This window comes from Rhodococcus sp. B7740 (assembly GCF_000954115.1).
Lineage (GTDB): Bacteria > Actinomycetota > Actinomycetes > Mycobacteriales > Mycobacteriaceae > Rhodococcoides.
Genome location: NZ_CP010797.1, coordinates 3,931,940 through 3,958,881, shown reverse-complemented (window position 1 = coordinate 3,958,881; position 26,942 = coordinate 3,931,940). Strand labels below are relative to the sequence as shown.

At 66.0% G+C, this 26,942-nt stretch carries 26 protein-coding genes; 22 read left to right on the top strand and 4 right to left on the bottom strand.

The annotated features are described in order from the left end of the window. Window positions 1–2 precede the first annotated feature (2 nt). A complete protein-coding gene (locus tag NY08_RS18375) occupies window positions 3–1,142 on the bottom strand; it encodes an acyltransferase family protein (RefSeq protein WP_052683868.1) in 1,140 nt (379 codons plus the stop codon). Between the two features lie 260 nt (window positions 1,143–1,402). On the opposite strand from NY08_RS18375, the gene NY08_RS18370 reads away from it, so the two are divergent. The 9 genes from NY08_RS18370 (at window position 1,403) to NY08_RS18330 (ending at window position 10,022) form a co-directional block, all read left to right on the top strand. Beyond that, window positions 1,403–2,026 (top strand): superoxide dismutase, encoded by a 624-nt coding sequence (locus NY08_RS18370; RefSeq protein ID WP_045197953.1) that lies wholly within the window; start codon window positions 1,403–1,405, stop codon window positions 2,024–2,026. Window positions 2,027–2,309: 283 nt separating this feature from the next. Beyond that, window positions 2,310–2,837: a hypothetical protein gene (locus NY08_RS18365; protein ID WP_032397122.1), complete on the top strand. Its 528-nt coding sequence runs from the start codon at window positions 2,310–2,312 to the stop codon at window positions 2,835–2,837. 207 nt (window positions 2,838–3,044) lie between these two features. Further along, the gene (locus NY08_RS18360) at window positions 3,045–3,749 is read left to right on the top strand and encodes a TMEM165/GDT1 family protein (protein ID WP_032397121.1); all 705 of its coding nucleotides are present in this window, start codon (window positions 3,045–3,047) and stop codon (window positions 3,747–3,749) included. Between the two features lie 33 nt (window positions 3,750–3,782). Beyond that, a complete protein-coding gene (locus tag NY08_RS18355; protein ID WP_045197952.1) occupies window positions 3,783–4,967 on the top strand; it encodes an ATP-binding protein in 1,185 nt (394 codons plus the stop codon). After that, window positions 4,964–5,980, top strand: a complete 1,017-nt coding sequence (locus NY08_RS18350; RefSeq protein ID WP_045197951.1) for a hypothetical protein — start codon at window positions 4,964–4,966, stop codon at window positions 5,978–5,980. The genes NY08_RS18355 and NY08_RS18350 overlap by 4 nt, the downstream gene beginning before the upstream one ends. Before the next feature lie 88 nt (window positions 5,981–6,068). Continuing rightward, window positions 6,069–7,364: an ABC transporter substrate-binding protein gene (locus NY08_RS18345; RefSeq protein ID WP_045197949.1), complete on the top strand. Its 1,296-nt coding sequence runs from the start codon at window positions 6,069–6,071 to the stop codon at window positions 7,362–7,364. Beyond that, complete coding sequence (locus NY08_RS18340) at window positions 7,361–8,302, top strand: carbohydrate ABC transporter permease (protein WP_082073868.1); 942 nt, start codon at window positions 7,361–7,363, stop codon at window positions 8,300–8,302. The genes NY08_RS18345 and NY08_RS18340 overlap by 4 nt, the downstream gene beginning before the upstream one ends. Further along, the gene (locus NY08_RS18335) at window positions 8,299–9,138 is read left to right on the top strand and encodes a carbohydrate ABC transporter permease (protein ID WP_032397117.1); all 840 of its coding nucleotides are present in this window, start codon (window positions 8,299–8,301) and stop codon (window positions 9,136–9,138) included. The genes NY08_RS18340 and NY08_RS18335 overlap by 4 nt, the downstream gene beginning before the upstream one ends. 116 nt (window positions 9,139–9,254) lie before the next feature. Then, the gene (locus NY08_RS18330) at window positions 9,255–10,022 is read left to right on the top strand and encodes an SDR family NAD(P)-dependent oxidoreductase (RefSeq protein WP_032397116.1); all 768 of its coding nucleotides are present in this window, start codon (window positions 9,255–9,257) and stop codon (window positions 10,020–10,022) included. Between the two features lie 40 nt (window positions 10,023–10,062). Here the strand turns inward: NY08_RS18330 and NY08_RS18325 are convergent, their stop codons facing one another. Beyond that, window positions 10,063–11,631, bottom strand: a complete 1,569-nt coding sequence (locus NY08_RS18325) for a TM0106 family RecB-like putative nuclease (protein ID WP_045200731.1) — start codon at window positions 11,629–11,631, stop codon at window positions 10,063–10,065. A 162-nt stretch (window positions 11,632–11,793) separates the two neighbouring features. Between NY08_RS18325 and NY08_RS18320 the strand changes: the two genes are divergently transcribed. The 9 genes from NY08_RS18320 (at window position 11,794) to NY08_RS18280 (ending at window position 19,381) form a co-directional block, all read left to right on the top strand. Next, complete coding sequence (locus NY08_RS18320) at window positions 11,794–12,444, top strand: DUF6474 family protein (RefSeq protein ID WP_045200729.1); 651 nt, start codon at window positions 11,794–11,796, stop codon at window positions 12,442–12,444. Between the two features lie 15 nt (window positions 12,445–12,459). Next, window positions 12,460–12,981, top strand: a complete 522-nt coding sequence (locus NY08_RS18315) for a hypothetical protein (RefSeq protein ID WP_045197947.1) — start codon at window positions 12,460–12,462, stop codon at window positions 12,979–12,981. Between the two features lie 46 nt (window positions 12,982–13,027). Continuing rightward, window positions 13,028–13,687, top strand: coding sequence for a YcnI family copper-binding membrane protein (locus NY08_RS18310; RefSeq protein WP_045200727.1), 660 nt, complete (start codon window positions 13,028–13,030; stop codon window positions 13,685–13,687). Continuing rightward, window positions 13,684–14,229: an MprA protease, GlyGly-CTERM protein-sorting domain-containing form gene (gene mprA / locus NY08_RS18305; protein WP_045197945.1), complete on the top strand. Its 546-nt coding sequence runs from the start codon at window positions 13,684–13,686 to the stop codon at window positions 14,227–14,229. Before NY08_RS18310 ends, mprA begins: the two co-directional genes overlap by 4 nt. Before the next feature lie 16 nt (window positions 14,230–14,245). Then, window positions 14,246–15,190: a copper resistance D family protein gene (locus tag NY08_RS18300; RefSeq protein ID WP_235386960.1), complete on the top strand. Its 945-nt coding sequence runs from the start codon at window positions 14,246–14,248 to the stop codon at window positions 15,188–15,190. A 48-nt stretch (window positions 15,191–15,238) separates the two neighbouring features. Then, on the top strand, window positions 15,239–16,423 hold the full coding sequence (locus tag NY08_RS18295; RefSeq protein ID WP_235386959.1) for a DNA cytosine methyltransferase: 1,185 nt from the start codon (window positions 15,239–15,241) through the stop codon (window positions 16,421–16,423). Beyond that, entirely contained in the window at window positions 16,407–17,276 is an 870-nt protein-coding gene (locus NY08_RS18290; protein WP_144407394.1) for a GIY-YIG nuclease family protein, read from the top strand. Before NY08_RS18295 ends, NY08_RS18290 begins: the two co-directional genes overlap by 17 nt. Before the next feature lie 24 nt (window positions 17,277–17,300). Then, entirely contained in the window at window positions 17,301–18,209 is a 909-nt protein-coding gene (locus NY08_RS18285; RefSeq protein WP_045197943.1) for a LysR family transcriptional regulator, read from the top strand. A gap of 68 nt (window positions 18,210–18,277) precedes the next feature. Continuing rightward, a complete protein-coding gene (locus NY08_RS18280; protein WP_045197942.1) occupies window positions 18,278–19,381 on the top strand; it encodes a TDT family transporter in 1,104 nt (367 codons plus the stop codon). 2 nt (window positions 19,382–19,383) lie between these two features. On the opposite strand, the gene NY08_RS18275 is transcribed toward NY08_RS18280, so the two are convergent. Next, window positions 19,384–19,734: a VOC family protein gene (locus NY08_RS18275; RefSeq protein WP_045197940.1), complete on the bottom strand. Its 351-nt coding sequence runs from the start codon at window positions 19,732–19,734 to the stop codon at window positions 19,384–19,386. A gap of 214 nt (window positions 19,735–19,948) precedes the next feature. Between NY08_RS18275 and NY08_RS18270 the strand changes: the two genes are divergently transcribed. The 3 genes from NY08_RS18270 (at window position 19,949) to NY08_RS18260 (ending at window position 23,957) form a co-directional block, all read left to right on the top strand. Beyond that, on the top strand, window positions 19,949–20,434 hold the full coding sequence (locus NY08_RS18270; protein ID WP_032397378.1) for a MarR family winged helix-turn-helix transcriptional regulator: 486 nt from the start codon (window positions 19,949–19,951) through the stop codon (window positions 20,432–20,434). Between the two features lie 3 nt (window positions 20,435–20,437). Then, a complete protein-coding gene (locus NY08_RS18265) occupies window positions 20,438–22,441 on the top strand; it encodes an MDR family MFS transporter (protein WP_045197938.1) in 2,004 nt (667 codons plus the stop codon). Between the two features lie 121 nt (window positions 22,442–22,562). Beyond that, window positions 22,563–23,957, top strand: coding sequence for an outer membrane protein assembly factor BamB family protein (locus NY08_RS18260; protein ID WP_045197936.1), 1,395 nt, complete (start codon window positions 22,563–22,565; stop codon window positions 23,955–23,957). 36 nt (window positions 23,958–23,993) lie between these two features. Here NY08_RS18260 and NY08_RS18255 read toward each other — a convergent pair whose 3' ends face one another. After that, window positions 23,994–25,547, bottom strand: coding sequence for a succinic semialdehyde dehydrogenase (locus tag NY08_RS18255; protein WP_032397109.1), 1,554 nt, complete (start codon window positions 25,545–25,547; stop codon window positions 23,994–23,996). Between the two features lie 154 nt (window positions 25,548–25,701). On the opposite strand from NY08_RS18255, the gene NY08_RS18250 reads away from it, so the two are divergent. Continuing rightward, the gene (locus tag NY08_RS18250; protein ID WP_045197934.1) at window positions 25,702–26,907 is read left to right on the top strand and encodes a lipase family protein; all 1,206 of its coding nucleotides are present in this window, start codon (window positions 25,702–25,704) and stop codon (window positions 26,905–26,907) included. Window positions 26,908–26,942 lie beyond the last annotated feature (35 nt).

The window sequence follows — 26,942 nt, the reverse complement described above, 5'->3', positions numbered from 1 at the left end:
GGTCAGGCGGCGGATCGGGTGCGTAGGCGTGAGTAGTGCGCGCTGATGTGTCGTGCGGCGGGCAATTCGATCCAGCGGTAGATGATTTCGGCGAGTGCGGCGGTGCCGGCCAGGAATGCCAGGACGGCGGCGGTGGCGCCCAGGTGCGGTTCGACGGTTGCGTAGATGCGGTAGAGCACGAGGGTGTGGATCAGGTAGATCGCGTAGCTGCGGGTGCCGATCCACTTGACGACGGGCCAGCGGGTGATGGGTCCGTCGTATCGGGCGAGGACGAGGACGGTGCCGGTGACGACCAGCAGGGTCCAGAGGTGGGTGCCGCCCATCCAGAAGGTGTGGACTTCGATGGCCAGTCGGATCACTTCGATCTGGGCGACGACGCCGAGGACGACCCATCGCCAGGTGATCAGTCGTGCCCATCCGAGGTAGATGATCTGGCCGAGGAACAGGGTCGGGAGTACGCCCGCGACCTTGGTCAGGAACGGGATCGTGTAGGGCTGCGGGAGGTAGAGGTTGTAGACGATCACCAGCGCGCACAATGCTGCGCCGACCAGTGGCACCACGATGGGCCTGGTGCGCAGCGTTCCGCGCATGGAGATGCAGTAGAGGTAGAACACGATCTGCACGACGAGGGTCCAGGTGACACCGAGGACGGCGACCTCGGGTCGAAGGAAGAAACCACCGAGGAAGAAGCTGAGAAATGCCTCCCCGTTGGTGATGCCGGGTTGGCCGCTGAACATTCCGTTGAGTCCGAGCTTGACGAGGATGACGGCCATCGCGATGGCGAACCAGAGGGCCGGGACGAGGCGGGCGAGACGCGCGACCATGAAGTCCCGACGCGATTGCCGCATGGCGGATCGGGTGATCAGCAGGCCGGTGAGCAGCATGAAGATGCTGACGCCGACGAACGACAGGTGCATGTTGAGGCCGGCGTCCTGGATCAGGACGGTGTCGACGACGTCGATCATCCACCAGCCGCCGCCGACGTCGTCGAGCAGATAGAACGAGATGTGCGAGTAGAGCACCGCGAGGACGGCGATGACGCGAAGGAGGTCGGCACCGTCCATCTGCACTCGGGGCGCGATCACCGGCTGTGCGGCGACGGACTCGTCGACCGTGTTCCGGCTCGGTCGGTCCCCATCCACACCCTGGAGTTTAGGTTCCGTTCATGTATTGGACCAATCCGCAGCCGATGCGCAACTGTTTCGTGATATTCGGAGCGGATTCACAGCCGAACAATTCGACTGTCTCGTTCACGCGAAATTATTCCGAGAAAAGCATCTCGGTTACAACTGTTGCACTGGGGGTAGGAATGAGATTGGGTTGAACCCTACGAATGATCCGCAGTAGGACGAACGTGCCCGCATCACATGATGGGTACGGCGTCGTTAGAGAAGGGAACCACGTGTCCGAGTACACCTTGCCCGACCTTGATTTCGATTACTCCGCCCTCGAGCCGCACATCTCGGGCGAGATCAACGAGCTTCACCATTCCAAGCACCACGCCACCTATGTCGCAGGCGCCAACACCGCGGTCGAAAAGCTCGCCGCAGCGCGTGACAACGACGATCATGCAGCCATTTTCCTGCTGGAGAAGAACCTCGCGTTCCACCTCGGTGGCCACGTCAACCACTCCATCTGGTGGAAGAACCTCTCGCCCAACGGTGGCGACAAGCCCGAGGGTGAGCTCGCTGCCGCGATCGACGACCAGTTCGGTTCGTTCGACAAGTTCCGCGCACAGTTCACCGCTGCCGCCAACGGCCTGCAGGGCTCCGGCTGGGCAGTTCTGGGCTACGACTCGCTCGGCAAGAAGCTGCTCACCTTCCAGCTCTACGATCAGCAGGCCAACGTGCCGCTCGGCATCATCCCGCTGCTCCAGGTCGACATGTGGGAGCACGCCTTCTACCTGCAGTACAAGAACGTCAAGGCCGATTACGTGAAGGCGTTCTGGAACGTCGTCAACTGGGCCGACGTCCAGGCTCGTTTCGAGGCCGCGACGTCGAAGACCCCGGGTCTGATCTTCCCGTAACCGAGGAGATCGCCGACAGTCGAACAACTGCGAGACAGGGCCACCGCATCCATTGCGGTGGCCCTGTCTCGTCGAACGAGTCATGCCTTCGCTGCCGCAAGGGTCGCCCGAATCGAGGCGATACCGTGGTCGAGCGTCGCGAATGCCCGGCAGCGCCGGGGGCGGCTACGTTTCGGCTGGCACTCTCCCCATCTTGTGTGCCAGCCGTTTTCACGTCATTCTCTTCCTACCCAACGTCGTGTACCCGGCTTCGAGCCCTGTACCTGTCTGGGAGGAATGCGCAATGGACGATCGAGATCTCATCGGTGTCTCGCCTTTTCACGCCGCCGGTCTGCTGCGCGGATTCGTGATCTCCGGCCGCTGGCCGGACACCACCAAGGAATGGGCACAATTTCTGGCCCTCGCCGTGCGGGTGGCCTCGATGCCGGGCCTGTTGGCGACGTCGACGGTGTTCGGGGTGCGGGAGGAATTGCCCGACGACCCCGCGCCGGGGACGGTCGGCTTGGTCGTCGCCGAGGGTCCGGTGATCGGAGATTTCGCGTTGGCTCCCGGACGGTTCGCCGCGCAGCAACCCGCCGCATTGCTGATGCTGCATCCACCGTCGGAGACGACACCGACACTCCCGGAGTGTGCGGGCGCGGCGTCCGGCTGCGTTCTGCTCCCCGGTCTTCCGCATCTCGGCCTCGATCACCGGGCGGCCTGGGTGGAGGCCGAATCCGACGGCACCGTGACCTCGATGGTCAGCCGGGTCGGCCTCGATCCGATCAGCGATCCCGACACCGCAGTTTTGGCAATGCTCCTCGCGTCCTGACCGCTCCCCGCACACGATTTTTCGGGTGCCCAAACTTATTGGCGCATTGGACAATTCGCGAAACGGCACTTAAAGTCGTCTACAGCGAAGGGGAGTAGCCCCCAATCAACGTGTCGACATACTGGTCGTAAAACTGCGACCCGGCACCTGAACCGGTTCTTCCGGTGGGCGAGACCTTCGGTCCGTTCGACGACCGAGGAGTCTTCTGTGCTGTCCGCATTACTGTTGAGTTTCGCTGTCATTTTCGTCGCCGAGCTGGGTGACAAATCCCAGCTCATGGCCATGACATTCGCCCTGCGCTACAAGTGGTACGTCGTCATCGGCGGCATCACCGTCGCCACCACCGTCGTGCACCTGGTCTCGGTCGCGGTCGGCCACTTCCTCGGGGTGTCGATTCCCACCGAGCTGATCTCCATCGTCGGCGGCGTCGCGTTCGTCATCTTCGGACTCTGGACGCTGCGCGGCGATTCCCTGTCCGACGACGAGGGCGCGAAAGCCTCCCGGGTCACCAAATCCGCGTTCCTCGCGATCGCCTCGGCGTTCTTCCTCGCCGAGCTGGGCGACAAGACGATGCTGGCCACCGTCACTCTCGCCGCCGACAACGACTGGGTCGGCGTCTGGATCGGCTCGACGGTCGGCATGGTCGCGGCAGATGCACTCGCCATCGTGGTCGGCGCAGTGCTCGGAAAGCACTTGCCGGAACGCATCATTCAGTACGGCGCGGCCATCCTGTTCTTCGTCTTCGGTGCCGTCCTGTTCTTCGAGGGCCTGATGCCGGGCACCGCAGCCCCGTACATCGCTGCCGCAGCGGTTGTCGTGATGTCCGCCGTCGTCGTCGCCGTGTTCGTTCGACGCTCCCGCACCCGGGCCGCACGCGAATCGGAGAAGCAGACCACCATCGAACGCGCCTGACCTTGGTTTACACTCCTCTCCCGGGAGGGGTGCATGGACGACGACCAGCAGGTGAGCACGACCGATGCGGCGCACCACTCGACCGATCGGCTGATCCGAATCACCGGCCGATTCGTCGGTGTCGGTTACGGGGCGTACCTGCTGCTGTTGATTCCCGATATCGCACGCACCGGAAACGTCGTTCCCGGGTGGTGGACTCCGACGACAGTGGCCGTCGTGTTCGGCACCGGTTTCGCCTTCGCGGCCTCCACATTTCACCCCAGCATCGGAGTGATTCGTACGGCCGGATCCATCGCCGCGCTGGCGTTCCCGGTCATGGCCGCGCTGTGGTGGACTGCCTGGGACGGCGTGACGTTCGATCAGGGGGGAACGTTTCTCGCGGCATTTCCCGGCGTGGCGGCACTTGCTGCTGCGACGGTGTGGCACCCCGTCCCGGCGTTCGTTCACATGACCGTCAGCGTCGTTCTCGTACAGCTCTCCAATCAAGCTGTGCGAGAACCGTTCCCCCGCAGCAACATCGTCGCGGAGATCTGCTTCGCAATGATGTTCTGCACGGTGTTCGTCGCCGCAACACTGGCCGCGGTACGTACCGGACGCATTCTCGACGCGACGATCTCGACGACACACGACGACGCAGCCCGGGCGGCTGCGGCCACCGCGCGCGAGGTCGAGCGCGAACGGTTGGACGCGCTGATCCACGACGAGGTCATGTCCTCACTGCTCGCCGTGACTCGCCACGGCCGCACGCCAAGCCTGGCGCGTCAGGCCCGCTCGGCTCTGATGCATCTGGATGACCTGACCACAGGCACCGTCCTCGAAACGTTCTCGGCCGACGAGGTTTTGGCTCAGCTCCGTTCTGCCGCAACGACGGTCGACGAGTCGATCGAATTCACCGTGAAAGACGACTTGTTGGAGCGGACGGAGCAGTACCCGGCCGAGACAGTACGAGCCATCGCTGCCGCACTGGCCGAAGCGTTGCGCAACAGTCTGATTCACGCACAGGCATCGAAACGGTCGGTCACAGCCCGGCTGGCTCCGTCGACGGTGGAGATCACCGTGATGGACGACGGCATCGGCTTCGATCGACGCTCGGTGCCGCCCCACCGACTCGGCGTCGCCGTCAGCATCGAGGGCCGGATGCGTCAGCTCGACGGCGGATCTGCCGACATCGTGTCCTCCGCCGCAGGCACCATCGTGCGATTGGGCTGGAAGCGATGAACGGCGAGGACGTTCGCGATCTGCTGTCGATGAAGTCGGCAGCTGCATATGCGGTTGCCGGATTCTTCATCCTCGCGTGCCTGGTGTGTGCATCGACGACCCTGACCGGGGTGTCCGCGGTGTGGCCCGAATACGCCGCGGTGCTGGCGCTCTCGGCCGCGGTCATCCTGTTGCTCCGCGCGCCGGGTGACCCGCCGAGCCTGCGGTCGACCGTACTGATGACCCTATCGGGCCCGGTGGCAGCCGCCCTGGTCTTCACAGTGGTGCCGGTACCGCTGAACGGGAGCCTGCAGACGTGGCCGCTGGGCATGCCACTGGTGATCTACACCTTCATGTGCGTGCGCGGTCGGACGCTGGCCGCGTGGGTCGGGTTGACACTGACCATGTCCGTGGCCATCGGTTGGGCGGTCGTGACGGGTCAGGGATTTCTGTACGGACTCTCGTTCAGCGCCATCAACATCGCGCCGCTGTTGATGTCGACGTTCTTCGCGTTCACCATCCGTCCGCTGGCCGCGGCAATTTTCGAGCTGCGCAGGCAGTCGACGGTGCGCATCGCGTCCCAGGCTGCCGCGGCGGCAGTTCTCGAGGAACGCGACGCTCGGCTGGCCAGTCTCGACGCGTTGGCCCGTCCGCTGCTGCAGCGCATCGCCGACGGTCCCGATCCCACCGACGAGGAGATCCTCGCGTGTCGGCTGCTCGAAGCCGAACTTCGCGACACCCTGCGCGCCCGCGGTCTGGTTCGGCCCGACCTCGCTCGCGCGGCCAGGTCTGCGCGGGCCCGCGGGGTGGAGGTGATGCTGCTCGACGACCGATCTCCGAACGCTCTCGACGACGACGCCCGAGAACGCATCGTGGCCGCCGCGTCGAGCGCACTCGATGCCGCCGAAGCAGGCGCGGTGACGGTCCGGCTCCTACCTCCTGGCCGCCCCGTGGCGGCGACGATTCTGCTCGACGACCTGGGCGACGGTGCACACCGAGTCGAGTACGACCACACCGGGCGCAACCGAAGCTGACGGCCGGGTTTGGGCGCAGACCGTCGTGGTTACCCTGCGGCGGACCAGTTGGTCTGCCGCACCGGCAGCCGATGAACGGAGCCCAGCAATGCCTCTCGATCGTCGATCCTTCCTGATCGGATCCGGTGCCGCCGCAGTGCCGTTGCTGCTGGCGGGGTGCGGTTTCGTCAAGTCCAGCCCGTCGCAACAGGCCGAGGGCACGCTGACGTTCACCACGTGGGGAACCGACGCCGAGTTGGCCGGCTTCCGGGCCTCGATCAGCGCGTTCGAGGCGGCCAATCCCGGGTCGACGATCACCCTCAACGCGGTGCCGTACGAGCAGATGTTCACCAACATCGACGCCCAGCTCCAGGCGGGCAATCCGCCCGACATCTTCCGCGTGCCGTACTACACGTTCGGCGCGTATGCAGGCCGCGGCCAACTGCTGGATCTGTCGCCGCTGTTGGCGTCGGACACACGTGATCAGTTCACGCCGACGGCGTGGGCTGCGGTGCAGAACGGCGGAATTCCCTACGGCCTGCCGCACCACACCGATACCTCGGCAATTCTGGTGAACCGAAACCTGTTGTCGCAGGCCGGTATCGACTCGGTTCCGACCACTCTGGACGACGCCTGGACGTGGGACGAGTTGGCGTCGATCGGTGACCGACTGCGTTCCTCGCTGCCGGCGGACCAGTACCCATGGGCCTACAACTGGCAGGGCAACGGTGTCACCCGCTGGCTCAGCCTGCTGTTCCAGGCCGGCGGATCCTTCCTGGCCGAGGACCAGAAGACGCCACTGATCGACTCCGACGAGGCTCGACGGGCCGTCGAATTCTCGTCGTCCTTCTTCTCCAAGGGCTACGTGCCGGCCAACAACACCATCGCATCGTCGAGTTACGCCAGCGAGGCCTGGTTCTCGCAGTCGGTGGCCATGGTCTGGTCGGGTGCGTTCCAATTGCCCGACGCCGATGCCACGGCCAGTTTCGATTGGACGGCCACCTATGCGCCGCGAGATCGCCGGGGCGGCGGCGACTTCGGCGGCAATGCACTCGTGGCGACGTCGCAGACCTCTCAGCCGGAGCTGGCGGCGTCGTTCCTGGAGTTCGTCACCCAGCAGGAGCAGATGCGGAACTTCTGCCGGGCCGCCTCACTGCTGCCGACGCGCAACGACCTGCTCAACTCCGACCTCGAGTTCGACGTCCGGTCGGAGCTGGCTCCGATCTTCGCGGCACAGGCGACCACCGTGCAGCCGCAGGATGCAGCTCAGGTGGCATCCCCGTCGATGTCGGCGATCATCCCGGTTCTGAAGGAGCAGCTCGATCTCGCCTTCGCGGGTTCGCAGGATGCCGCTGCCACCGTCTCCGCGTTGCAGAGCGGAATAGCCGAGGTCACCGGCGCATGACGGCCGAACCGATCACCGGTGCCGGGCAGAAAACCGGGCCAGGGCCCGAAGCCCAGACCAAGCGCACCGGGGCCAGGAAGGAGGCGTTCGCAGCCGCCGGGTTTCTCGCCCCCAGCTACGCACTGTTGGCGGTGTTCGTGCTCGTTCCCCTCGTCGCCGCGTTCGTCGTCAGCCTGCAGCAGACGGACGGATTCGGTGCAGGCGAGTTCGTCGGCGCAGCGAATTACACACGCCTGGTGGAGGATCCGCTGTTCTGGCGGGCACTGATCAATACTCTGCTGTTCACCGCGTTGGTGACTCCGCTGTCGATGCTGTTCGGTCTGATCGCGGCCGTACTGCTCAGTTCCGCGCTGCCCGCCCGGCCGCTGTGGCGCTCGCTGGTGATCCTGCCGATGGCCGTCTCCGGAGTGGCGACCGGCCTGATCGGCATTCTGGTGTTCGACCAGAACTCCGGTGTGCTCAACAATCTGATCGGGTTCCTCGGTCTGCCCGCCATCGACTGGCAATCGTCTCCAGGGCCGGCGTTCGCATCGATCGTCATCGCCACCGTGTGGTGGCGCACCGGGCTGAACATGCTGATCTACCTGGCCGGCCTGCAAGGTCTCGGTCCCGATCTGTACGAGGCGGCCCGGTTGGACGGTGCCAACGCGTTCCAACGCTTCCGGAACGTGACGGTGCCGCTGCTCGGTCCGACGTCGTTCTTTCTGCTGGTGCTCAACGTCATCTACTCGTTCCAGGTGTTCGATCTGGTCTTCGTTCTCACCGGCGGCGGACCGGGCGGGGCGACATCGGTGTTGGTCACCTACGCCTACGAGACGGGGTTCGTCACCCGCGATCAGGGTTACGCCGCGTCGATCGGCATGGTGCTGTTCCTGTTCGCCCTCGTCTTCGCCGCCGCACAGTGGCGCGCGAGCCGAACGAAGGATCTGGTCGAATGAGTGGGCCGAGGAACGCGTCCGCTCGCCGGGCACTGGTACTGCGCACGGTGGTCATCGCCGTCATCGGCCTGATCACCGTCGCTCCGCTGTATTGGATGCTCGCCGTGGCGTTCTCGACTCGCGGTGAGTTGCTGGGCGGCGGCGAACTGCGCCTGTGGCCGCGCCAGGTGACGTGGGAGAACGTCACTCGCGTGTTCGACTCGTTCCCGGTCGCGACGTGGCTCGGCAACTCGATCGCCATCGCCGTCGTGGTCACGATCATCACCGTGGTCACGAGCCTGCTCGCGGGATATGCGTTTGCGCACTTGAGGTTTCGGTTCTCGACGCCATTGTTCTTCATCGCGCTGGCCACGTTGGTGCTGCCCGTGCAGGTGATCATGGTGGCACTGTTCCGCATCGTCGTCGGTCTCGGCCTGTACGGCACGTACTGGGCGGTGATCCTGCCGAGTTCGGCGTCGGCGTTCGGGCTGTTCCTCGCACGCCAGTTCATGCTCGGCATTCCGCGCGAGCTGCTCGAGGCGGCGCGTCTCGACGGTGCCGGGCATTGGCAGATCTTCCGGCGCGTCGTGCTGCCCCTGTCGGGACCGCTGATCGCTGTCCTCACCTTCATGAGCCTGCTGCAATCGTGGAACGATTTCGCGTGGCCACTCATCGCGCTGCGGGAGAACGAGTTGTTCACCTTGCCCATCGGTCTGCTGTACCTGCAGGGCCAGGCGAACAGCGACTACGGTGCCACGATGGCGTTCGCGCTGATCAACGTCGTGCCGATGGCACTGCTCTTCCTGTTCTTCCAGAAGTACTTCATCGCCGGATTCGCGCGCAGCGGGATCAAGTAGGTCCCATCCAGGGTGCCTGAAGGCGGGTGAGGTGTCCCGCCGGTTATGGTGCAAGCGACTACGAGGTCGCTGCCTGTGCCGCGGCCCGCCACCGTGAGCGAAGGGGATCGTACGACGTGGAGATTTCAGGAACAGCAGCACTTGTCACCGGTGGAGCGTCGGGCCTCGGTGCCGCAACGGCCGCTCGTCTGGCCGCCGCAGGCGTCACCGTGTTCGGGCTCGATCTGCCGCAGTCCATCGAGCGCGCCGGAGACAGCGTCCCGGCCGGGGTGACTCTGCTGCCCGCCGACGTCACCAGCGAGGCCGAGGTCGAGGCCGCCCTGGACACGATCGTCGCATCCGGTGTGCCGCTGCGCATCGTCGTCAACTGCGCAGGCGTTGGCTGGGCGGGCCGCATCCTGTCCAAGAAGGGACCGCACGATCTCGAGCTGTTCCGCACGGTCATCACCATCAACCTGCTCGGCACGTTCAACGTGATGCGGCTGGCCGCGAACCGGATGCAGTCGCAGTCGACCGTCGACGATGCGGGCCAGCGCGGCGTCGTCATCAACACCGCATCGGTCGCCGCCTTCGAGGGCCAGATCGGCCAGATCGCCTACACCGCCTCCAAAGGCGGCGTGCACGCGATGACCATCACCGCTGCCCGCGACCTCGCGCAGGTCGGCATCCGCGTCAACACCATCGCCCCCGGCATCGTCGACACCCCGATGCTGGCAGGCGTCACCGAGGAATACCGTCAGGGCCTCGAGGCGTCGGTACCGTTCCCGTCGCGCCTGGCTCAGCCCACCGAGTACGCGCAGCTGGTCCAGATGATCGCCGAGCACGACTACCTCAACGGTGAGACCATCCGCATGGACGGTGCGATCCGTATGGCTCCGCGTTAACCACTGACCACTCCGCGTGGCCCCGCCGATCGACGCGGGGTCACGCGCGAGCGCGCAGGTCCGCCACCGTCGGGATCTCCTTCTCCGCACGGTCGGACATCCACTCGCGCAACACTTTCGTGGCCAGAACGTCGTCCTCGTTGTAGACGAGCAGTCGCTCGCGCTGCGTGTGGTCGGGCTCGTCGTCGTATCCGACGGCTTCCCGATACCAGCCCATCGACGCCTCGCCGCCGGCCTCGTCGTCACGCCACGCGAATCCTGCGACCGGCGCAATCTTCTTCAGTCCCTTGCCGTTCGGGCAGATGAACTGATCGCTCACGGCCTGGTAGATGTCGACCCACTGCTCACTGTCGATGAACTCGCGGATCTGCGCCTCGGTGGGCACCCCGGGAACGTCGGCGAAGCGGCGGGCCGAATCGAGCAACCACTTGTCCTCCGCCTGCCGTGAATAGCAGTACGCAGCAAAGGTTTTGCCGCGCGCGGCCGCATCGGCCCTGGTGTCCATCAACCAGTTCCAGAACACCGCGAACGAGCGGCCCTCGTCCGCGGTCGGCAGCGGATCCCAGGTGACGAAGCCGCGATAGGTCGGCGGCGGGCCACCCGCTTCGGTGAGCAGCGTGCCCCACAGGTACGCGCCGTGTTCCTGATAGCTCTCCATGTCCACGTCCACCTCGACGTCGGCGCGGTGCACCGTCACGGTCTCCGAGCGCCGCAGCAACGGCACGTCGGCTCGCCAGGCCAGTGCCGCGGACACGGCGTCGTCGAAGTTTCCGAAAGGCCACTCCTCCGGTGCCGGGCCGGTCCACTGCGCCAACTCGTCGATGGTGCGCACGCCCGCGCTGCGCAGCACATCGGCGCGGGAACCGGAGGCCACCAGCGAAACGTCACGAACGGCCTCGAGTTGCGGCTTGCAGTCGAACCACCACGAACAGGATCGGCACTCACTGACCTGGGAGGGAACGGTGAACGCGGTGCCCTGTGCAACCGAGAGCCGGTCTGCGAAGCGGGTGTCGTATTCGTCGAGGACCGAGGTGAGATCGTGCACCAGCATGCATTCGCCCTTGTAGCCCACCGCGCCGCCGAGAGGCGTGGCCGTGGCCAGGCCCTCGTGCGCCAGCATCCGATACAGGTGAGCGAGCCGGAGCTGGTCGCGGAGTTGGCTGCGCACCTTGCGGGTCTCGTCGATCGCCGGAGACCATCGATCGAGCGGGGTGGTGCGCGCGCCGCGGCCGGGGTCGGTGACCTTGTGGTTGACCACGATCACCGGGATGTAGCCGCCGGACGCGTCGCGGACGAGCAGTTCGCTGCGCCCGCGTCGACCGGTGTCGCGTTCGAGGGGCAGTACCGCGTTCCAGATGCGTTCCACTCCGTCCCGACAGGCGGCGACGGTGGCGTCGGCAGCGTCTCGGGCGGTGGGCTCGTCGATCTCGGTCCACAGCATCGGATCGTCCACGGCCAGCTGCGCGCGGATGTTCTCCCGGTGGGCCTGAGCTGCTTCTCGACGCTGCCGCACCCCTGGGTTCTCGGGTTCACCGCGTAGCAACGATCCGTACGCGGTGTCGAGATAGAGCCGGTGCCTGCACCGCGTCAACGATCCGGCATCGAGCAGCACGGGTGCAGGAGCTCGTCGACCGTTCACACTTCAAGACATTAGGTCAGCCCTCCGACAGCCGGTGCAGATCACCGCCCGTCAGCCTGCGAACACCACCGCCCGATAAGGTGTGTGGAACGCACTTTTCCCGCCCAGCAGCACATGTCAGGAGCCTTGTCGATGGGTTTGTTCCGCAAGCGTAAGGGTCGTGCCACTCGCAAGGCAGAGGCCAAAGCTCTCAAGCACAAGGCAACACTCGAAGCGAAACTGGGCGCGAAGAACGAGCGCAAGCAGTTGAAGGCGATCGCCAAGGCACAGCGCAAGCTCAGCGCGGTGGAGGCCAAGTCGCAGAAAAACGTCGAGAAGGCGCAGGTCTCTGCCCTCAAGGCTCAGCAGAAAGCTGCGATGCAGGGAACACTGAGCGTGGCTCAGATCCGCAAGTATCTCGGTATTGCCCGGCTGCTGATTCCGGTGTTGGCCCCCATCCTCTACCGCGGTGCGACCGTCGTGCGTGCGCAGCTCGACAGCCGCAAGGCGCAGCAGCTCGGTGTCGCACCCGATCAGCTCAGCGAGTACACCGGCCACGGCGGCAAGCTCAGCGCCCGCATCGCCGGTGCCGAGAAGTCGCTCAACACCATCGGTGCGCGCCACTCCGATCCCGAGACCAAGAGCTTCGGTGCCGCGATCAGCGAGCGTCTCGACGATCTGACCACCGCTGTCCGCGCATCCGAGCAGATGCCGCCCGCTCGCCGCAAGACCGCACACGCCGCTATCTCCGCAGAGCTCGACGGCATCGAGGCCGATCTGCTCGCCCGTCTCGGCGTGCGCTGACCCCTGAACGAACCGATGACCGACAGCTCAGCCGCCCCGCTTCGCGGCGGAGCTGTCGGTATCGTCACCGCGGCGCTCGCGGTGGCCGCACACGGCATGGCCGGCGGCGACTGGCCCGACGGTTCCGCACTGGCCCTACTGATCGTCGTCGGCATCGGTATCGGTGCCATGACAGCCCTGCCCAGGCGTTCGACCGTTCTGCTGCTCCCGGCTCTGCTGACCGGCCAACTCGTCGCCCACATCGCGCTGAGCCTCGGCAGCGCAGCTCAGATGCACGCACACTCCCTGCTTCCCAGCACAGCCATGATCGCCTTCCACGCGGTCGCCTCGGTCGTCGCCGGATTCACGATCGCCGCAGCCGAGCGCCTCTACGGCCCGATCACCTCCATCGTCCGAGCGGTTCTCGCCCTCCTCACTCCCCTGCCCGACCGTTCCGCCGTCGGTCGCGTCTGCATGTCCGTTGCGGTTCGGTCGGTGGACGGCACTGCGCTCGACTGGGTCATCTCTCGTCGCGGGCCCCCGGTGTCGATCTACTGACCGACATCCCTTTCCCGCACATCTCTGCACAGAAATGACCCAATCCATGAAGAGCTCTCTTTCCCGTGCCCTGTTCGTCTCAGGAGCCACCGTCGGCGCGGTGCTGATCGGCGCAGGCGCAGCGTCCGCACACGTCGTCGTCTCGGCACCCGACGCCGCGCAGGGCGGCTACTCGGTGCTGACGTTCCGCGTTCCCACCGAGTCCGATACTGCCTCGACCAGTTCGGTCAAGGTGACCCTGCCTGGCTTGAATTCTGCTCGTACGCAGCCCATCCCGGGCTGGACGTCCACCGTCGAGAAGGACTCGGCCGATCTGGCGGTGTCGGTGACGTGGACGGCGAACCCCGGTTTCGAGGTCGGCCCGGGCCAGTTCCAGCAGTTCCTGCTCTCCGCGGGACCGCTGCCCGAGCAGGAGACCGTCTCGTTCCCGGCCACCCAGACCTACACCGACGGTGAGGTCGTGAACTGGGACGAGCCGATGACCGAGGACGGTAGCGAGCCCGAACTGCCCGCTCCCACTCTGACTCTGGCCGCGGCCGGCGGTGATGCGCACGGCAGCACCCACACCGAGACCACCGCAACAGCGGAGGCGTCGACGACGTCGGAGGACAACACCGCGCGCTGGCTCGCCGGCGTCGGACTCGTACTGGGAGCCGTCGGCGCAGGTCTGGGCATCGGCGCGACGATCAGGGCGCGGCGCTCGTGAGATCGCTCGTAGTTTCCACGAAGGCACTGCTCGTCTCGGCCGCAGCACTGCTGGTGCTGTTGATCGCCGCACCGATCGCGTCGGCGCATTCGCAGGTCACCGGGTACAGCCCGGCCGACGGCTCCTCCCTCGACTCGTCTCCGGCGACGGCGTCGGTGTCGTTCAACGAGGTGCCGCAGTCGCAGTTCGCCACGCTCAACGTCGTCGGGCCCGACGGCAACATCTGGTCGAAGGGCGACGCACGCATCGAGGGCCAGAGCGTCGTCGTCGACGTCGGTGAACTGGGACCGATCGGCGAGTACACCCTCGCGTACCGCATCACCTCCGCCGACGGTCATCCCGTGAGCGGCACTGCGACGTTCACGCTCACTCAGGAAGGTTCCGGCACTCCCGGGGCACCGGCCGACGCGTCGGGCACCTCGGAGGAGTCGGATGGCGGATTCCTCGGCGGCTACGGACACATCGTGTTGATCGTGGTCGCGGTTCTGGCCTTCGCGGGCGCGTTGGGGTTCGCCCTGCGCAAGCCGAAGACCCAGAAGTAGTACCAACGTGGCTGCGGTGGGCGAGAGAAGCGTTCGGTTGGTGCTCGCCGCCGCAGCTGCGGCGTTGCTGGGGGTCGCGGCAGCATTCGCGCTGGCGTACCCCACCTTTCCCGGTGGGTCGTCGTGGCTACGGGTGATCGCGGTGGCGTCGGGCTCGGTGGTGTTGGGGTTCGGAGTTCTCGCTGTCCTGGACGCCAGTTCCGAGTCCCGACGCCCCGCCCTCGACCCGCTGGTGATGTGGCGCGCGATCGGCTATCTGTCGGGGCTGTGGGCGGTGGCCGAGTTCGTTCTGCTGGCCGCTGCGGCAGCCGATTCGGCCGGGCGTACGCCACTGACGTTGTCGCCGAGCGCTTTCACCACGTTCGCCACCTCGATCTCGGTGGGGCGTCTGGGTTCGGCGACGGTGATCCTGGCGCTCGCTCTGTGCGCCGTCGGGGTGGCCGGGTATCGGTCGGGGGCGAGCTGGTCTCCGACTCCGGTGATCGTGCTGGCGTCACTCGCCCTGGTGGCGCGGCCGATCACCGGTCACATGTCGCAGTTCGCGTTCGGCTCCTTCGCCGTTGCCGTGCATGTGCTGTGCGCGTCGGTGTGGCTCGGTGTACTAGGTGCGATGGCGCTGAGTCTACGGAGCAAATCGGCGTGGGCGACTCTGTTGCCGGTCTATTCGCGGGTCGCGTTCTGGTGCGTCGTCGGGGTGGCCACCACCGGGGTGCTGGATGCGGTTCTGAAGCTCGACAGCCTCGGTGCCGTGGTCGAGACCGGTTACGGCCGAATCGTTCTCGCGAAGGTTCTCGCCACGGTGATCCTGGTCGCGTTGGCTCACCGGATCCGTGGGACGTGGTTGCCGACCGTCGCCGCACACCGATCCACGGTGGAGCACTCGGTGGGGCGAGCGGCCGCGCATGTGAGCCTGCTGGCGGTGGCGTTCGGCTTGGCGGCGGCGCTGGCGACCACCGCGTGAGCCGGCGGTAGGCACAACCGTGTCGGTGCTCTGTACTAGCCTGAGTGCATGCCGAAGTTGACTGTGGTGCCGGGTGGATCCTCGGCACCTGCGCTCGGCCGCATCCACACTGTCGCGGAGTTCTTCGCCGGTATCGGCTTGGTGCGAATGGGCTTGGAGCAGGCCGGTTTCGAGGTCTCGTGGGCCAACGACATCGAGCGCGACAAGCACCACATGTATCGCCAGCACTTCGGTGACGATGCAGGCCATTTTCAACTCGGCGATGTTGCCCACACCCGGGGAGAAGACCTGCCCGACGGTTTGTCGCTGGCGTGGGCGTCGTTTCCGTGCACCGACCTGTCGTTGGCCGGGGGCCGCGCCGGTCTGGCGGGCAAGAACTCCTCGACGTTCCGGCATTTCACGCGGGTGTTGAGCGAGCTCGGTGCCGCTCGGCCGAAGGTGGTGGCGCTCGAGAACGTCGTCGGGCTGGCCACCAGTCACGGCGGCGACGATCTGGCCGCAGCAGTGCGAGAACTCAACGAGCTCGGCTACTCGGTCGATGTCCTCACCATCGATGCTCGACGCTTCGTTCCGCAGTCGCGTCCACGCCTGTTCCTGATCGGCGCGCAGAATCCCCCCGAGGATGCCCGCGATCCCAACAGCGAGCTGCGGCCGGATTGGTTGCAGGCGGTGTACGGCGATTCGACGTTGCTGACGCACCGCGCTCCGTTGCCGAGTCCGCCGATTCCGTTGACCAGTGGCCTCGGCGATGTGGTCGAGCGCATGGACTACCGAGACGAGCGGTGGTGGGACACAGCCCGTACCGCGGCGTTCGTGCAGTCGTTGTCGCCGATCCAGTTGCAGCGCATAGAGATTCTGAAGAAGTCCCGCAAGGTCAGCTACCGCACCGCCTACCGTCGCACCCGCAACGGCGTCGCGGTCTGGGAGGCTCGGCCCGACGACATCTCCGGCTGCCTTCGTACCGCCCGCGGCGGTTCGTCGAAGCAGGCGGTGGTGAAGATGGGCAACGGCCGGTTGCAGGTGCGTTGGATGACGCCGCTCGAATACGCTCGCCTGATGGGTGCCGGCGAGTACACGCTCGACGGTCTGCGAAACAACCAGGCGCTCTTCGGTTTCGGTGATGCGGTGTGCGTTCCCGTGGTCACGTGGCTCGCCGAGCACTACCTGATGCCACTGGTCAACGGGACGATGCATGCATCGAATACAGCTGCGGCGCATGTCCAGTCACGGTAAGTCCTCGCTGCGGTCGTCTGCCGTCGCGCCGCGCAAGAGCACTCTTCCCGCGGACGATGTGCAGTCCTTTCGCGCGGCCCTGCGAGAAGTGCTGAGCGAGAAGGACGATCAGGGCCGGGTGTGGTCGGCGGCCAAGTGGGGCGTGTATGCGTTCTACGATTACGACGGCGAGCCGATCTACGTGGGGCAGACCAAGGAAAAGCTCAGCGTTCGGGTGCAGCGTCACCTGACCAACCAGCGCACCGACGCCGTCGCGATGCGGGTGCTCGACGTCTTCGAGGTCGCGGAAATCGAGATCTGGCCGCTGTGGCAGTACGAGGATCTCAAGAAGTCCGACGGTGCAGAACGATTCCGCGCAGCCGCGCGTGATCTGAACGCTCACGAGTACACGGCGTACCTCGAGGCCATCGACAAGTCGCGGCACAAGGCGATCCTGAACGAGAAGATCCCACCGGTCTCGGAGCCCATCGCACTCCCGGCGTCGCTGCGTCGATCGTTGATCTCGGAGCAGACCCGCCGCGAGCGCGGGCACCCCGACATCCGCATCGCCCGTCGTGCCGAGACGATTTCGCGATTGGCTGCGGTCACCCGCGAACGCGGCGAGGTCTCCGAGGGTCTACGACGCGTACTCGTGGTCCAGGCCGTGCGCCTGGCCTACCTGTCGGCCGAGCGACTCGCCTTCGTCGAGGGACACCCCATCCCCGACCCCGCAGCCATCGACGTCACCGCCCTGGTGGGATCGGTGCTGCACGAGCGCAGTGAGCCTGACGATCTCGAAGACACGGAAGATGCGATCGAGTCCGCGGACATCACCGAGCCCGACGGCGAGTTGGACCTGTTCAGCGAGTACTGACTCGCCCCGCCGTAGGCTCGCCTCGTGCCACTTCCCCCTCACGTTGCCGATCTCACCAGCATCGATCTGCTGCTGTCGGTGGCCGAGCTCGGCAGCATCGGGCGAGCGGGCAGAGCCCACGGCATGTCGCAGCCGGCGGCCAGTGCGCGCATCCGTGCCCTCGAACGCCGCGTCGGCGCGCCATTGCTGACACGGGGCGCGCGCGGAACGGTACTGACCGAACTCGGTGAGCTCGTCGCCAGTTGGGCTGCGCCGGTCGTTCGGTCCGCCGAGGACTTGGCGACGGCCATCGCCACGTTGCACGCCGAACGCATCGGCCATGTGCAGATTGCCGCGAGTCAGACTGTCGCAGAGTATCTTCTGCCGCGCTGGCTGGTCACGCTGCACACGCTTGTCCCGCACATCGTTCCGACGCTGAGTTCGGGTAACTCGACGGTGGTCGCCGAGAAGGTGCTCGCGGGAACCGCCGACCTCGGTTTCATCGAAAGCCCCAGTGTCCCTGCAGCTCTGGATCACCGTACCGTTGCCACCGACGAACTGGTGCTGGTGGTGGCACCGGACCACTCGTGGGCCGCCACTGCGCCGTCGGCCACCGAGATCGTCGGCACTGCACTGGTGACGCGGGAGGCCGGGTCGGGGACGCGCTCGGCCTACGAAAGCGCCTTGGCGGCAGCGGGTCTCGGGCAACCGGCCTCGCCGCTCCTCGAGGTCTCCTCGACGACGGCGATCAAGTCCGCGGTCGGGGCAGGAATCGGCGGAGCCGTGCTGAGCTCACTGGCCGTCGCTCCCGAGTTGGCTGCCGGGACCCTGGTCCGCGTACCGATTCCAGGACTGACACTGCATCGTGAACTGCGGGCGATCTGGCCGTCCGGCCGCGCGCCGAGTGGACCCGCCGCCGAGTTGCTCACCGTGGCTGCGAAGACGCAGCCATAGCCCTGGGTTATGACTGAGTGTTGAACCGGTGCCTACCGAGCCGGCACGGCACCCCGCAGGCTGAAGACATGACCATGACAGCTCCTACCCGCGTGGTGCGCCGCCAACCCTTCGAGCACATCACCCCCAACTGGTTCGCCGCGGTGATGGGGACCGGCATCGTGGCCACCGCGGCCGCCACGTTGCCGGTGCAGTTCGCGGCTCTGCACGTGTTCGCGGTCTCTGTCTGGGTCTGCGCAGCTACGGCGCTCATCGTGATCGGTGCGGCCTTCGCGATGCACTGGATCGGGCACCGCGACCGAGCTGTCACCTATGCCCGGCACCCGGTGATGGTGCAGTTCTACGGCGCTCCGCCGATGGCACTGCTCACCGTCGGCGCGGGAGCAGGCCTCCTCGGAGTGGACCTGCTCGGATCCACCGCGGCGACCGCGCTGTTCGCCGGCCTGTGGATCGCCGGGACGATCACCGGTCTGCTCACCAGCGTCGTGGTTCCCTTCCGCATGATCACCTCCGTTCACCGAGAGCAGGTCACAGCCCTACCCGCATGGCTGATGCCGGTGGTGCCGCCGATGGTGTCGGCGTCGACCGGGGCGTTGCTGCTTCCGCACCTACCCGAGGGCCAATGGCGGCTGGCGTTGCTGTGCGCCTGCTACGCGATGTTCGGGCTGTCGCTGATCGTTGGGATGATCACGCTGACTCTGATCTACGGGCGTCTGCTGCACGGCGGTCTCCCGCCCGTCGACGCGGCTCCGACCGTGTGGATCACGCTGGGACTCATCGGCCAGTCGATCACCGCAGCGAACCTGCTCGGCACCGACGCATCGACGGTGTTCACCGGCGCACAATCCTCGATCGCCGTCGGACTCCACGTCTTCGGCATCGGCTACGGGCTGATCATGGGCGGCTTCGGTGTGCTGATGTTCGCGCTCGCGACAGCGCTCACCGTGCACGCGGCGCGCAGGAACCTGGGGTTCTCGCTGACGTGGTGGTCGTTCACCTTCCCCGTCGGCACCTGCGTCACCGGGGCGAGCGCCCTGGGACATGCGTTGAACTTCGGTGCGATGCAGGCTCTGGCCGTTGCCCTGTACCTCTTGCTGCTCGCCGCCTGGTTCACCGTGGCCACCCGCACTCTTCGCGGTATCCGGCGCGGAGACTTGTTGTCCCCCGCCTGATCTCACATGTGCGAGAGCACGTTCACCACGTTGCCGTCGGGGTCGCGAAGGAAGAATCGACGTACGCCCCACTCCTCGTTGGTGATCTCGTAGACGATCTCGAGTTCGGCGTCCATCGCTGCCCGGTACGCCGCGTCCACGTCGTCCACTTCGATCGACGCCGACGGGTTGACCGGCCCGGTGGGATCGATGGTGATCAGGCTCAGCTGCGCCGCACTGTCACCCGACGGCGCGAGCGTGGCGATCCAACCGTGATTCATCACCACCTCCATACGGGTGACCTGGACGTACCAGTCCAGCGCCGCATCGAGATCGGTGACCGTGAGCAATGGCATCGCGCGCACAACGTCCATGCCCGGACTGTATCGCCCACCCCCGACCGCGGATCGACTCCCCAGTTTCGGATTTCCGACTGCGATCGGAGGCACAAATCCAGATCCGAGGAGCCGATCCGCGATCCGGCTCCAACCCTGTGACCCACCAGACAGGAATAATGTTTGCTTAGCGCATGTATGTATATATATGGTTGCAGACAGCAAGTAAATGGAACTCATCGTTGGAGCACTCATGGCAGTTCGATCCACTACAGCGGAGTCGCTGGTCGAAGAGGTCTTCCTCTTCGGGCGCACGCTGAAGCGGGCCGTGACCACCGGAGTCGAGGATTCACCCCTGCCGCAGGCCCTGACCGGAGTGTTGGCCATCCTGGCGACCGAGGGCGAATGCAGACAGACCGACCTGGCCAGCAGGCTCTGCGTCAGCCAGTCCGCCCTCAGCCGGCAGATCGCGGACCTCGTCGACCTCGGCTACATCGATCGGCATCCCGATCCGGACGACCGAAGGGCGTCCCGGGTCTGTGTGTCGGACGTCGGCCAGGTTCGACTGAAACAAATTTGGGACAGACGCGCACGTCGCCTGGCAGAGATGCTGAGCGGCTGGAGCGAGTCCGAGGCACTCGATGCACTCGACTCGATCCGCAAACTGAACGACACCTTCAACGAAGACGCCCACGCCCAGCACCAGGACGTGGTCCGCATTGAATCGATTGCGAGATAGAACATGACTACATCTGCGGAAACTCCGCCCAATCAGGCAGTCGTCGATCCCGACGCGATGTCGCACCGCCAGATCCTCGAGGCACTCACCGGCCTGCTGGCCGCGCTGTTCACCGCGCTGCTGAGCACCACGATCGTCTCGACGGCGCTGCCCACCATCATCGGTGATCTGAAGGGTTCGCAGACCGCGTACGCCTGGGTCATCACCACAGCCCTGCTGGCCAACGCCGCCTCCACTCCCATCTGGGGCAAGCTCGCCGATCTGTTCAACAAGAAGGTGCTGGTCCAGAGCGCGATCGTCATCTTCGTCGCGGGCTCGCTCATCGCCGGCTTCGCACACAACGTGCCGGTACTGCTGGCTGCCCGCGTCGTCCAGGGCATCGGCATGGGTGGTCTGACGGCACTCGTCATCGCCATCATCGGCACCATCGTCTCGCCGCGTGATCGCGGCCGCTACTCCGGCTACACCGGAGCGGTCATGGCCGTGTCGATGTCCGGTGGCCCGATCCTGGGCGGCGTCATCGTCGACAGCCCCCTCGGCTGGCGTTGGTGCTTCTTCGTCTGCGTGCCGCTTGCTGTGATCGCCCTCGGACTGCTGCAGAAGACCCTGCACATCAAGACCGTCCGCAAGGACAACGTCTCCATCGACTGGCTCGGCGCACTCCTGCTCACCGCGGGCGTTTCCGTTCTCCTCGTCTGGGTCTCGTTCGCAGGCAAGGCGGACTACTACGCCTGGATCTCCCGTGAGACTGCCTACTTGGTGGGCGGCGGAGTTCTGCTGCTGATCCTGACGGTCGTCGTCGAGGCTCGGCACAAGTCGCCGATCATCCCGCTCAAGATCGTCACCGAGCGCACGACCGGCCTGGCCATCATCGCCTCCATCGCCGTCGGTGTCGGCCTCTTCGGCGCCACCACCTTCCTCGGCCAGTACTTCCAGACCGCTCGCGGCTACACCCCGACCGAAGCCGGATTGCTCTCCATCCCACTGGTGTTCGGCATGCTCGTGGCCTCCGTCGGTTCGGGTCAGCTCATCACCAAGTTCGGAAAGTGGAAGCCGTTCATCGTCACCGGATCCATCCTGCTGGTGATCGGATTCCTGCTCCTGGGCACCATCGATCACGCCACCAGCCTGGTCACGGTCGGCATCTTCATCACGATCGTCGGCCTCGGTACCGGCATGCTGATGCAGAATCTCGTTCTCGCAGTGCAGAACACGGTCAGTGTGCAGAACGTCGGTGCGGCATCGTCGACGGTTGCGTTCTTCCGCACCTTCGGCGGCGCGATCGGCGTCTCGGTTCTCGGTTCCCTGCTGGCGACCCGAGTGGCCGACAAGTCCGCAGCCGGCCTGGCCCAGCTCGGCGTCGACAGCTCGTCGGGCGGCGGTGGATCGCTCGATCTCACCTCACTGCCTGCTCCGGTCCTCGAAGTCATCCGCACCGCGTACGGTGATGCGACCGGTCGCATCTTCATGATCGCCGGGTTCGTCGCGATCGTCACGCTGATCGCGGTCGTCTTCATTCCGAATCGCCCACTGCGCCAGACGATCGACATCGCGTCGGCCCCTGCCCAGGGACCCAAGGATGAGCCGCAGGACCAGCTCGCCGAGATTCCCTCCTTCGGTGCCACGCAGGATTACGTCTCCGCCGAGTACGAGACCGACCGTCGCTTCGAGGCCGGCCGCGCCGAGGGTCGTCACGAGGCGCAGCCGGGGCAGCGCCCCTTCGAGGGGCTGAGCACCGACGCACGTGACCGGCTGCTCGCCCTGCTGCTACCCGAGCCGAAGGACACGCTGGCGGCACTGGACGAGGCCGAGACCATTCGCGCCGAAGTGATTGCACTACAGCAGGAACTCGACGCGAGAATGCTCGATTTCGATGCGGTCTGCGAGCGGCTTCGTCGCCTCGGACTCAGTGAGCAGCAGATTGCTCGGGTGTTGGGAGACAACCACATTCCCGACAGTCGCAATCACTACGCACACGCCGGACTGAACGGACACAGCGTCAACTAGGCTCGCGCGTCGACGAAAGTTCCCCGCACCCCCACCGGGAGTGCGGGGATTTTTCGTTCTCTATGCTCCAAGACCGAACCGTCCACCATCTTTCGGTTCTGCACAGGCGGGAGGATCTTTCATGACACGTCGGCTCCAGGTCTCCGCCGCCGCGGTCCTGGTAGCAGCGCTTGCCTGCGCGTCGTGCGGAACCGAGGAACGGGCGTCGACGGCCGGCACTCCCATCGACGGTGCAACAGGACCTGCTCCGACTCTGGGCTGGACTCTCACTCCCTCGGATGTGGGTGTCGAGGGCGGTCAGTTTCGTGATCCCGTCCAGGGCAGCGACACCGATTCGACGGAGTCCGGTTCCATCTCCGACGGCTCGACGGTCGTCACGCTCGTCGGCCGCCTCGACGGCAGAGAGTTCGTCGACGCCACCCTGGTGGGATTGCACATCGCCGACGGTGCGGTGCGGTGGCGTACCCCCGCGGAGAACGTCGTCGGCTGCGGTGAGGAGTTGGTCGACGGGCAGGTCGTCTGCTACCGCGGCTCCGCAGGCACGACATCCGAAATCCTCACCGTCGACGCTGAATCCGGGGAATCGAGTACTCGGGACGCAGCGTTTCCGATCACCGGTCTGACCACCGCGGACGGCCACGTGTACACCTCTCGGGCGGTCCGCGAGGGCGTCCGGCCGACGGTGTCTCGCGGCAGCGCGGACGACGTGGACGCGGACTGGTCGGTGCAGTTCGATTCCACGTCCTCACCCAACACACAGTTCGCCTCGACGCTGCACACCGAGAACGGAATCGGGCTGTTCGACGACGGCCGAGGAGTGTTCGCCTTCGACCTCGCCACCGGGGAGAACCGGTGGTCCAGAACAGCTCCGAACTGCGCTCGCTCGGGCACCGCGTCGAGCGACGGCAACGTGCGGGTGGTGCGGACGGACTGCTCGGATCCCACCGTGGTCACAGGTTCGGAGATCGTCGACGCCGACGGATCCGTGCTCGCTGCAACGGATTCCGTGACCCTGCAGCGGCCGACGTTCGACGCACCCGCCGAGCAGAGCCCGTTGCTGCTCGGGACGGGCGGCTATCGGCCGCCGAATCCGGATCCCGTGTGGACCGACGAGAATCTGGTCTGGGCTGTTGCGCCGGAGATCACCGGACCCGCCGCTGCGTTCCTGTCCACCAACGGACTGGCATACGCCGTCACGGGTTCGGTGGCGCTGCTGCGCAACGACGACACAGCCACCGAATCCGCAATCGACCTCGACACCGGGAACACGCTGTGGAGTCGCGAATCAGGAGGTTTCGCGGAGGTCGGTGCGCTCGACGGTGACGTCGCCACTCTGTTCGGACCGGAAGTGCTGCGCGGGATCGACGTCGGAACCGGATCCACAGTGTGGGACATCCCCGTGGCGACATTCGACGACGAGGGAATCGATCGGCAGTCGTGGCCGATGTTCGATCGAGTCGGCACCGACTCGATCTTCACCAGGGCCCTGAGCATCTCGGTCCTGCGTACGACCTAGACCGTCCCTCGTCGCCCGACGTCGCCGGGCCCGGTTCTACCGACCCGGGATGTACTTGAGCGCCTTGACGAAGGGCGGCATGATCTTCGCCCACAGCTTCGGCGGAAGTCCGCGCGGTCCACCGAGATTGAGCAGACGCGTCGTCGCGATGGTCTGCGACTCGGTGTACTTGAGCAGGCCCTCGGTACCGTGCCTGCGTCCGACACCGGATACGCCCATGCCGCCCATCGGAGCACCGGTGGTGCCCCACGTCGGTGCGTAGCCCTCGTCGACGTTCACGGTGCCCGAATGCAGCCGTGCCGCAATGGCTTCGCCCTGGGCCTTGGTCTTGGCCCACACGCTGGCGTTGAGTCCGTACTCGGTGTCGTTGGCCTTCTCGATGGCCTCGTCGACGTCGGCGACGGGATAGATCGACACCAGCGGCCCGAAGGTCTCGGTTGCCGCGCATTCCATGTCCTCGGTGACGTTCGTCAACAGCGTCGGCTCGTAGAACAGCGGGCCGATGTCGGGGCGCGCATTGCCTCCGGCGACGACGGTCGCGCCCTTGACCTTGGCGTCGTCGACGTGGGCCGAGACGGTCTTGATCTGATCCTCGGAGATGAGGCTGCCCATCTCGATGCCGAATTCGTAGTCGGCTCCGAGGCTCATGTTGCGGACCCGCTGACCGAACTTCTCGGTGAACTCCGCGGCGATCGACTTCTCGACGTAGATACGTTCGATGGAGATGCAGAGCTGGCCGGAGTTGGAGAAGCAGGCCCGCACGGCCGCGTCGGATACTTCCCGCAGGTTGGCACCCTTGGCCACGATCATCGCGTTCTTGCCGCCGAGCTCGGCGGAGAATCCGATGAGTCGACGCCCGGCCTGCTCGGCCAGGAGCTGGCCGGTAGCGGTGGAGCCGGTGAACATGACGTACTCGGTGTTCTCGACGATGGCGGTTCCCACCACCGAACCCGGGCCGGGAACGACGGCGAACAGGTCACGGGGCAGACCGGCCTTGTAGAGCAGTTCGACGCAGGCGAGCGCGCAGTACGGCGTCTGGCTGTCGGGCTTGAGCACGACGCCGTTGCCTGCCAGCAGTGCCGGGATGGCGTCGGACACTGCGAGGGTCATCGGGTAGTTCCACGGGGCGATGATTCCGACGACGCCCTTCGGCTGGTAGCGGACCCGGGTCTTGGTCAGCACGGGCAGCATGCCGGTGACCTTCTTCGGAGCCAGCAGCTTCGCGGCGGTGCGCGCGTAGTGCCGCGCGGTCATCGAGATGTCGAGAACCTCTTCGAGAGCGGCGGCGCGGGACTTGCCGGTCTCGGCCTGCGCCATGTCCATCAGCTCGTCGCGGTGGGCGAGCACCAGGTCGCGGTAGCGGTGGAAGATTTCGGCGCGCTCGGACACGGGCCGCTTGACCCAGGCAGCCTGAGCTGCGCGGACGCGCGCGATCGCGGCGGTCGCATCGGCGGCGGTACCGACCGGGATGGTCGCCAGCTCCTTGCCGGTGAACACCTCGGTGATGGTCTTCGTCGGCCGCGATTCGGCGTCGGGGATGGCGATGAGATCGGCGAGCCGGGTGAAGGTCGCAGCTGACGGTGCTGGCATGGACGGGTCCCTACTGGTGAGTAGTGTTCGGAGTAACAGACAACCTACCTGCTTGCTGGCTCAGTTCACAGACCCGAAATTGCGCCACCGTATGGCACGATGGTCACTGGTCTACCGGACGTCGGGGCGTACGGAGCTACAGGGTGGGAATCACATGCGCAAGGCACTCGTTCTGGCCGGAGCCGCAGCATTGATGCTGTCGTTGGCAGGCCCGGCTCAAGCCGATCCTGTTCAGGACTTCGTCGCTCCCCCTTCGGACCCCGCTGCGTACCTGCCCACCCCCCTGGGTGATGCGTGGTTCGATCCCCCGGCCGGGTACGAGAACCTGCAGCCGGGCACGGTGCTGAACCGTCGAGACGTCGCGGTGACGCCCGAGGCGTCGTCCGTTCAGTTGCTCTTCCGTTCGACCGACTCCAAGAACCGCCCCATCGCGGCGGCGACGACGGTCCTGACGCCCACCGCGCCGTGGTCAGGAGCCGGAGATCGTCCCGTCGTCGCATACAACGAGGCCACGGACTCGCTCGGTAATCAGTGCGCGCCGTCGTACACACTGCCGCGGGGCAACAACAAGGAGATCGATCAGGTTCGGATTCTGCTCGGTCGCGGCTACACGGTGGTCGTCACCGACTATCAGGGTCCTCGACAGGCCTATTCGGCCGGTCTCGTTTCAGGGCACACCGTGCTCGACGGCTTGCGCGCATCGCAGAGCGCGGGGGTCGCTGCGGACGCTCCGATCGGCATCACCGGCTACTCCGGCGGTGCCATCGCCTCGGGTTGGGCCGCGCAGTTGGCTCCGGAATACGCGCCGGAGTTGAACATTGCCGGCGTCGCGTTCGGTGGCCCGCCGACCGACTACAAGATTCTGCAGACGTCACTGAACGGCCAGATCGGATCGGGTCTGTTCACTGCGGCGACGATCGGCCTGTCCCGCGAGTACCCGGAGATGCGGCAGCTCGCCAACGACAACGGCAAGCGACTGGCTCTGGCGCAGAAGGATCAATGCGTGGATGTGTTGTCCTACACGGGACTGCTGCTGCTGGACCAGCGAAACCTCTCCAACGTCCCCGACGTGTTCGAGCATCCGATCACCAAGGCGATCGTCGAGGAGAACCGCATGGGCCAGCGCAAGCCCGACGCGCCGATTTACATCTACCAGGGACTGCAGGACTTCCTCATTCCCAAGGAGGGTGCCGAGGCGGTGCAGGACCAGTGGTGCGCAGCCGGGGCGTCGGTCCGGCTCGAAGAGATTCCAGGGGATCATTCTCTGGCGCAGACCAACGGCCGTCCCGGAGCGTACGACTGGCTCGGGCAGCGGCTCGCCGGAGAATCGACCTCCGGGTGCGAGCGCGTCATCCGATAGAAGTGGAGCCTGCGGAACGACCCGCGAGGCTCGTA

Excerpts from the sequence above, each read along its gene's own strand:
- NY08_RS18365 (WP_032397122.1), top strand. The coding sequence starts at position 2,310 with ATGGACGATCGAGATCTCATCGGTGTCTCGCCTTTTCACGCCGCCGGT.
- NY08_RS18355 (WP_045197952.1), top strand. The coding sequence starts at position 3,783 with ATGGACGACGACCAGCAGGTGAGCACGACCGATGCGGCGCACCACTCG.
- NY08_RS18350 (WP_045197951.1), top strand. The coding sequence starts at position 4,964 with ATGAACGGCGAGGACGTTCGCGATCTGCTGTCGATGAAGTCGGCAGCT.
- NY08_RS18345 (WP_045197949.1), top strand. The coding sequence starts at position 6,069 with ATGCCTCTCGATCGTCGATCCTTCCTGATCGGATCCGGTGCCGCCGCA.
- NY08_RS18340 (WP_082073868.1), top strand. The coding sequence starts at position 7,361 with ATGACGGCCGAACCGATCACCGGTGCCGGGCAGAAAACCGGGCCAGGG.
- NY08_RS18335 (WP_032397117.1), top strand. The coding sequence starts at position 8,299 with ATGAGTGGGCCGAGGAACGCGTCCGCTCGCCGGGCACTGGTACTGCGC.
- NY08_RS18320 (WP_045200729.1), top strand. The coding sequence starts at position 11,794 with ATGGGTTTGTTCCGCAAGCGTAAGGGTCGTGCCACTCGCAAGGCAGAG.
- NY08_RS18315 (WP_045197947.1), top strand. The coding sequence starts at position 12,460 with ATGACCGACAGCTCAGCCGCCCCGCTTCGCGGCGGAGCTGTCGGTATC.
- NY08_RS18310 (WP_045200727.1), top strand. The coding sequence starts at position 13,028 with ATGAAGAGCTCTCTTTCCCGTGCCCTGTTCGTCTCAGGAGCCACCGTC.
- NY08_RS18295 (WP_235386959.1), top strand. The coding sequence starts at position 15,239 with ATGCCGAAGTTGACTGTGGTGCCGGGTGGATCCTCGGCACCTGCGCTC.
- NY08_RS18290 (WP_144407394.1), top strand. The coding sequence starts at position 16,407 with ATGTCCAGTCACGGTAAGTCCTCGCTGCGGTCGTCTGCCGTCGCGCCG.
- NY08_RS18280 (WP_045197942.1), top strand. The coding sequence starts at position 18,278 with ATGACCATGACAGCTCCTACCCGCGTGGTGCGCCGCCAACCCTTCGAG.
- NY08_RS18275 (WP_045197940.1), bottom strand. The coding sequence starts at position 19,734 with ATGGACGTTGTGCGCGCGATGCCATTGCTCACGGTCACCGATCTCGAT.
- NY08_RS18270 (WP_032397378.1), top strand. The coding sequence starts at position 19,949 with ATGGCAGTTCGATCCACTACAGCGGAGTCGCTGGTCGAAGAGGTCTTC.
- NY08_RS18265 (WP_045197938.1), top strand. The coding sequence starts at position 20,438 with ATGACTACATCTGCGGAAACTCCGCCCAATCAGGCAGTCGTCGATCCC.
- NY08_RS18260 (WP_045197936.1), top strand. The coding sequence starts at position 22,563 with ATGACACGTCGGCTCCAGGTCTCCGCCGCCGCGGTCCTGGTAGCAGCG.
- NY08_RS18255 (WP_032397109.1), bottom strand. The coding sequence starts at position 25,547 with ATGCCAGCACCGTCAGCTGCGACCTTCACCCGGCTCGCCGATCTCATC.
- NY08_RS18250 (WP_045197934.1), top strand. The coding sequence starts at position 25,702 with ATGCGCAAGGCACTCGTTCTGGCCGGAGCCGCAGCATTGATGCTGTCG.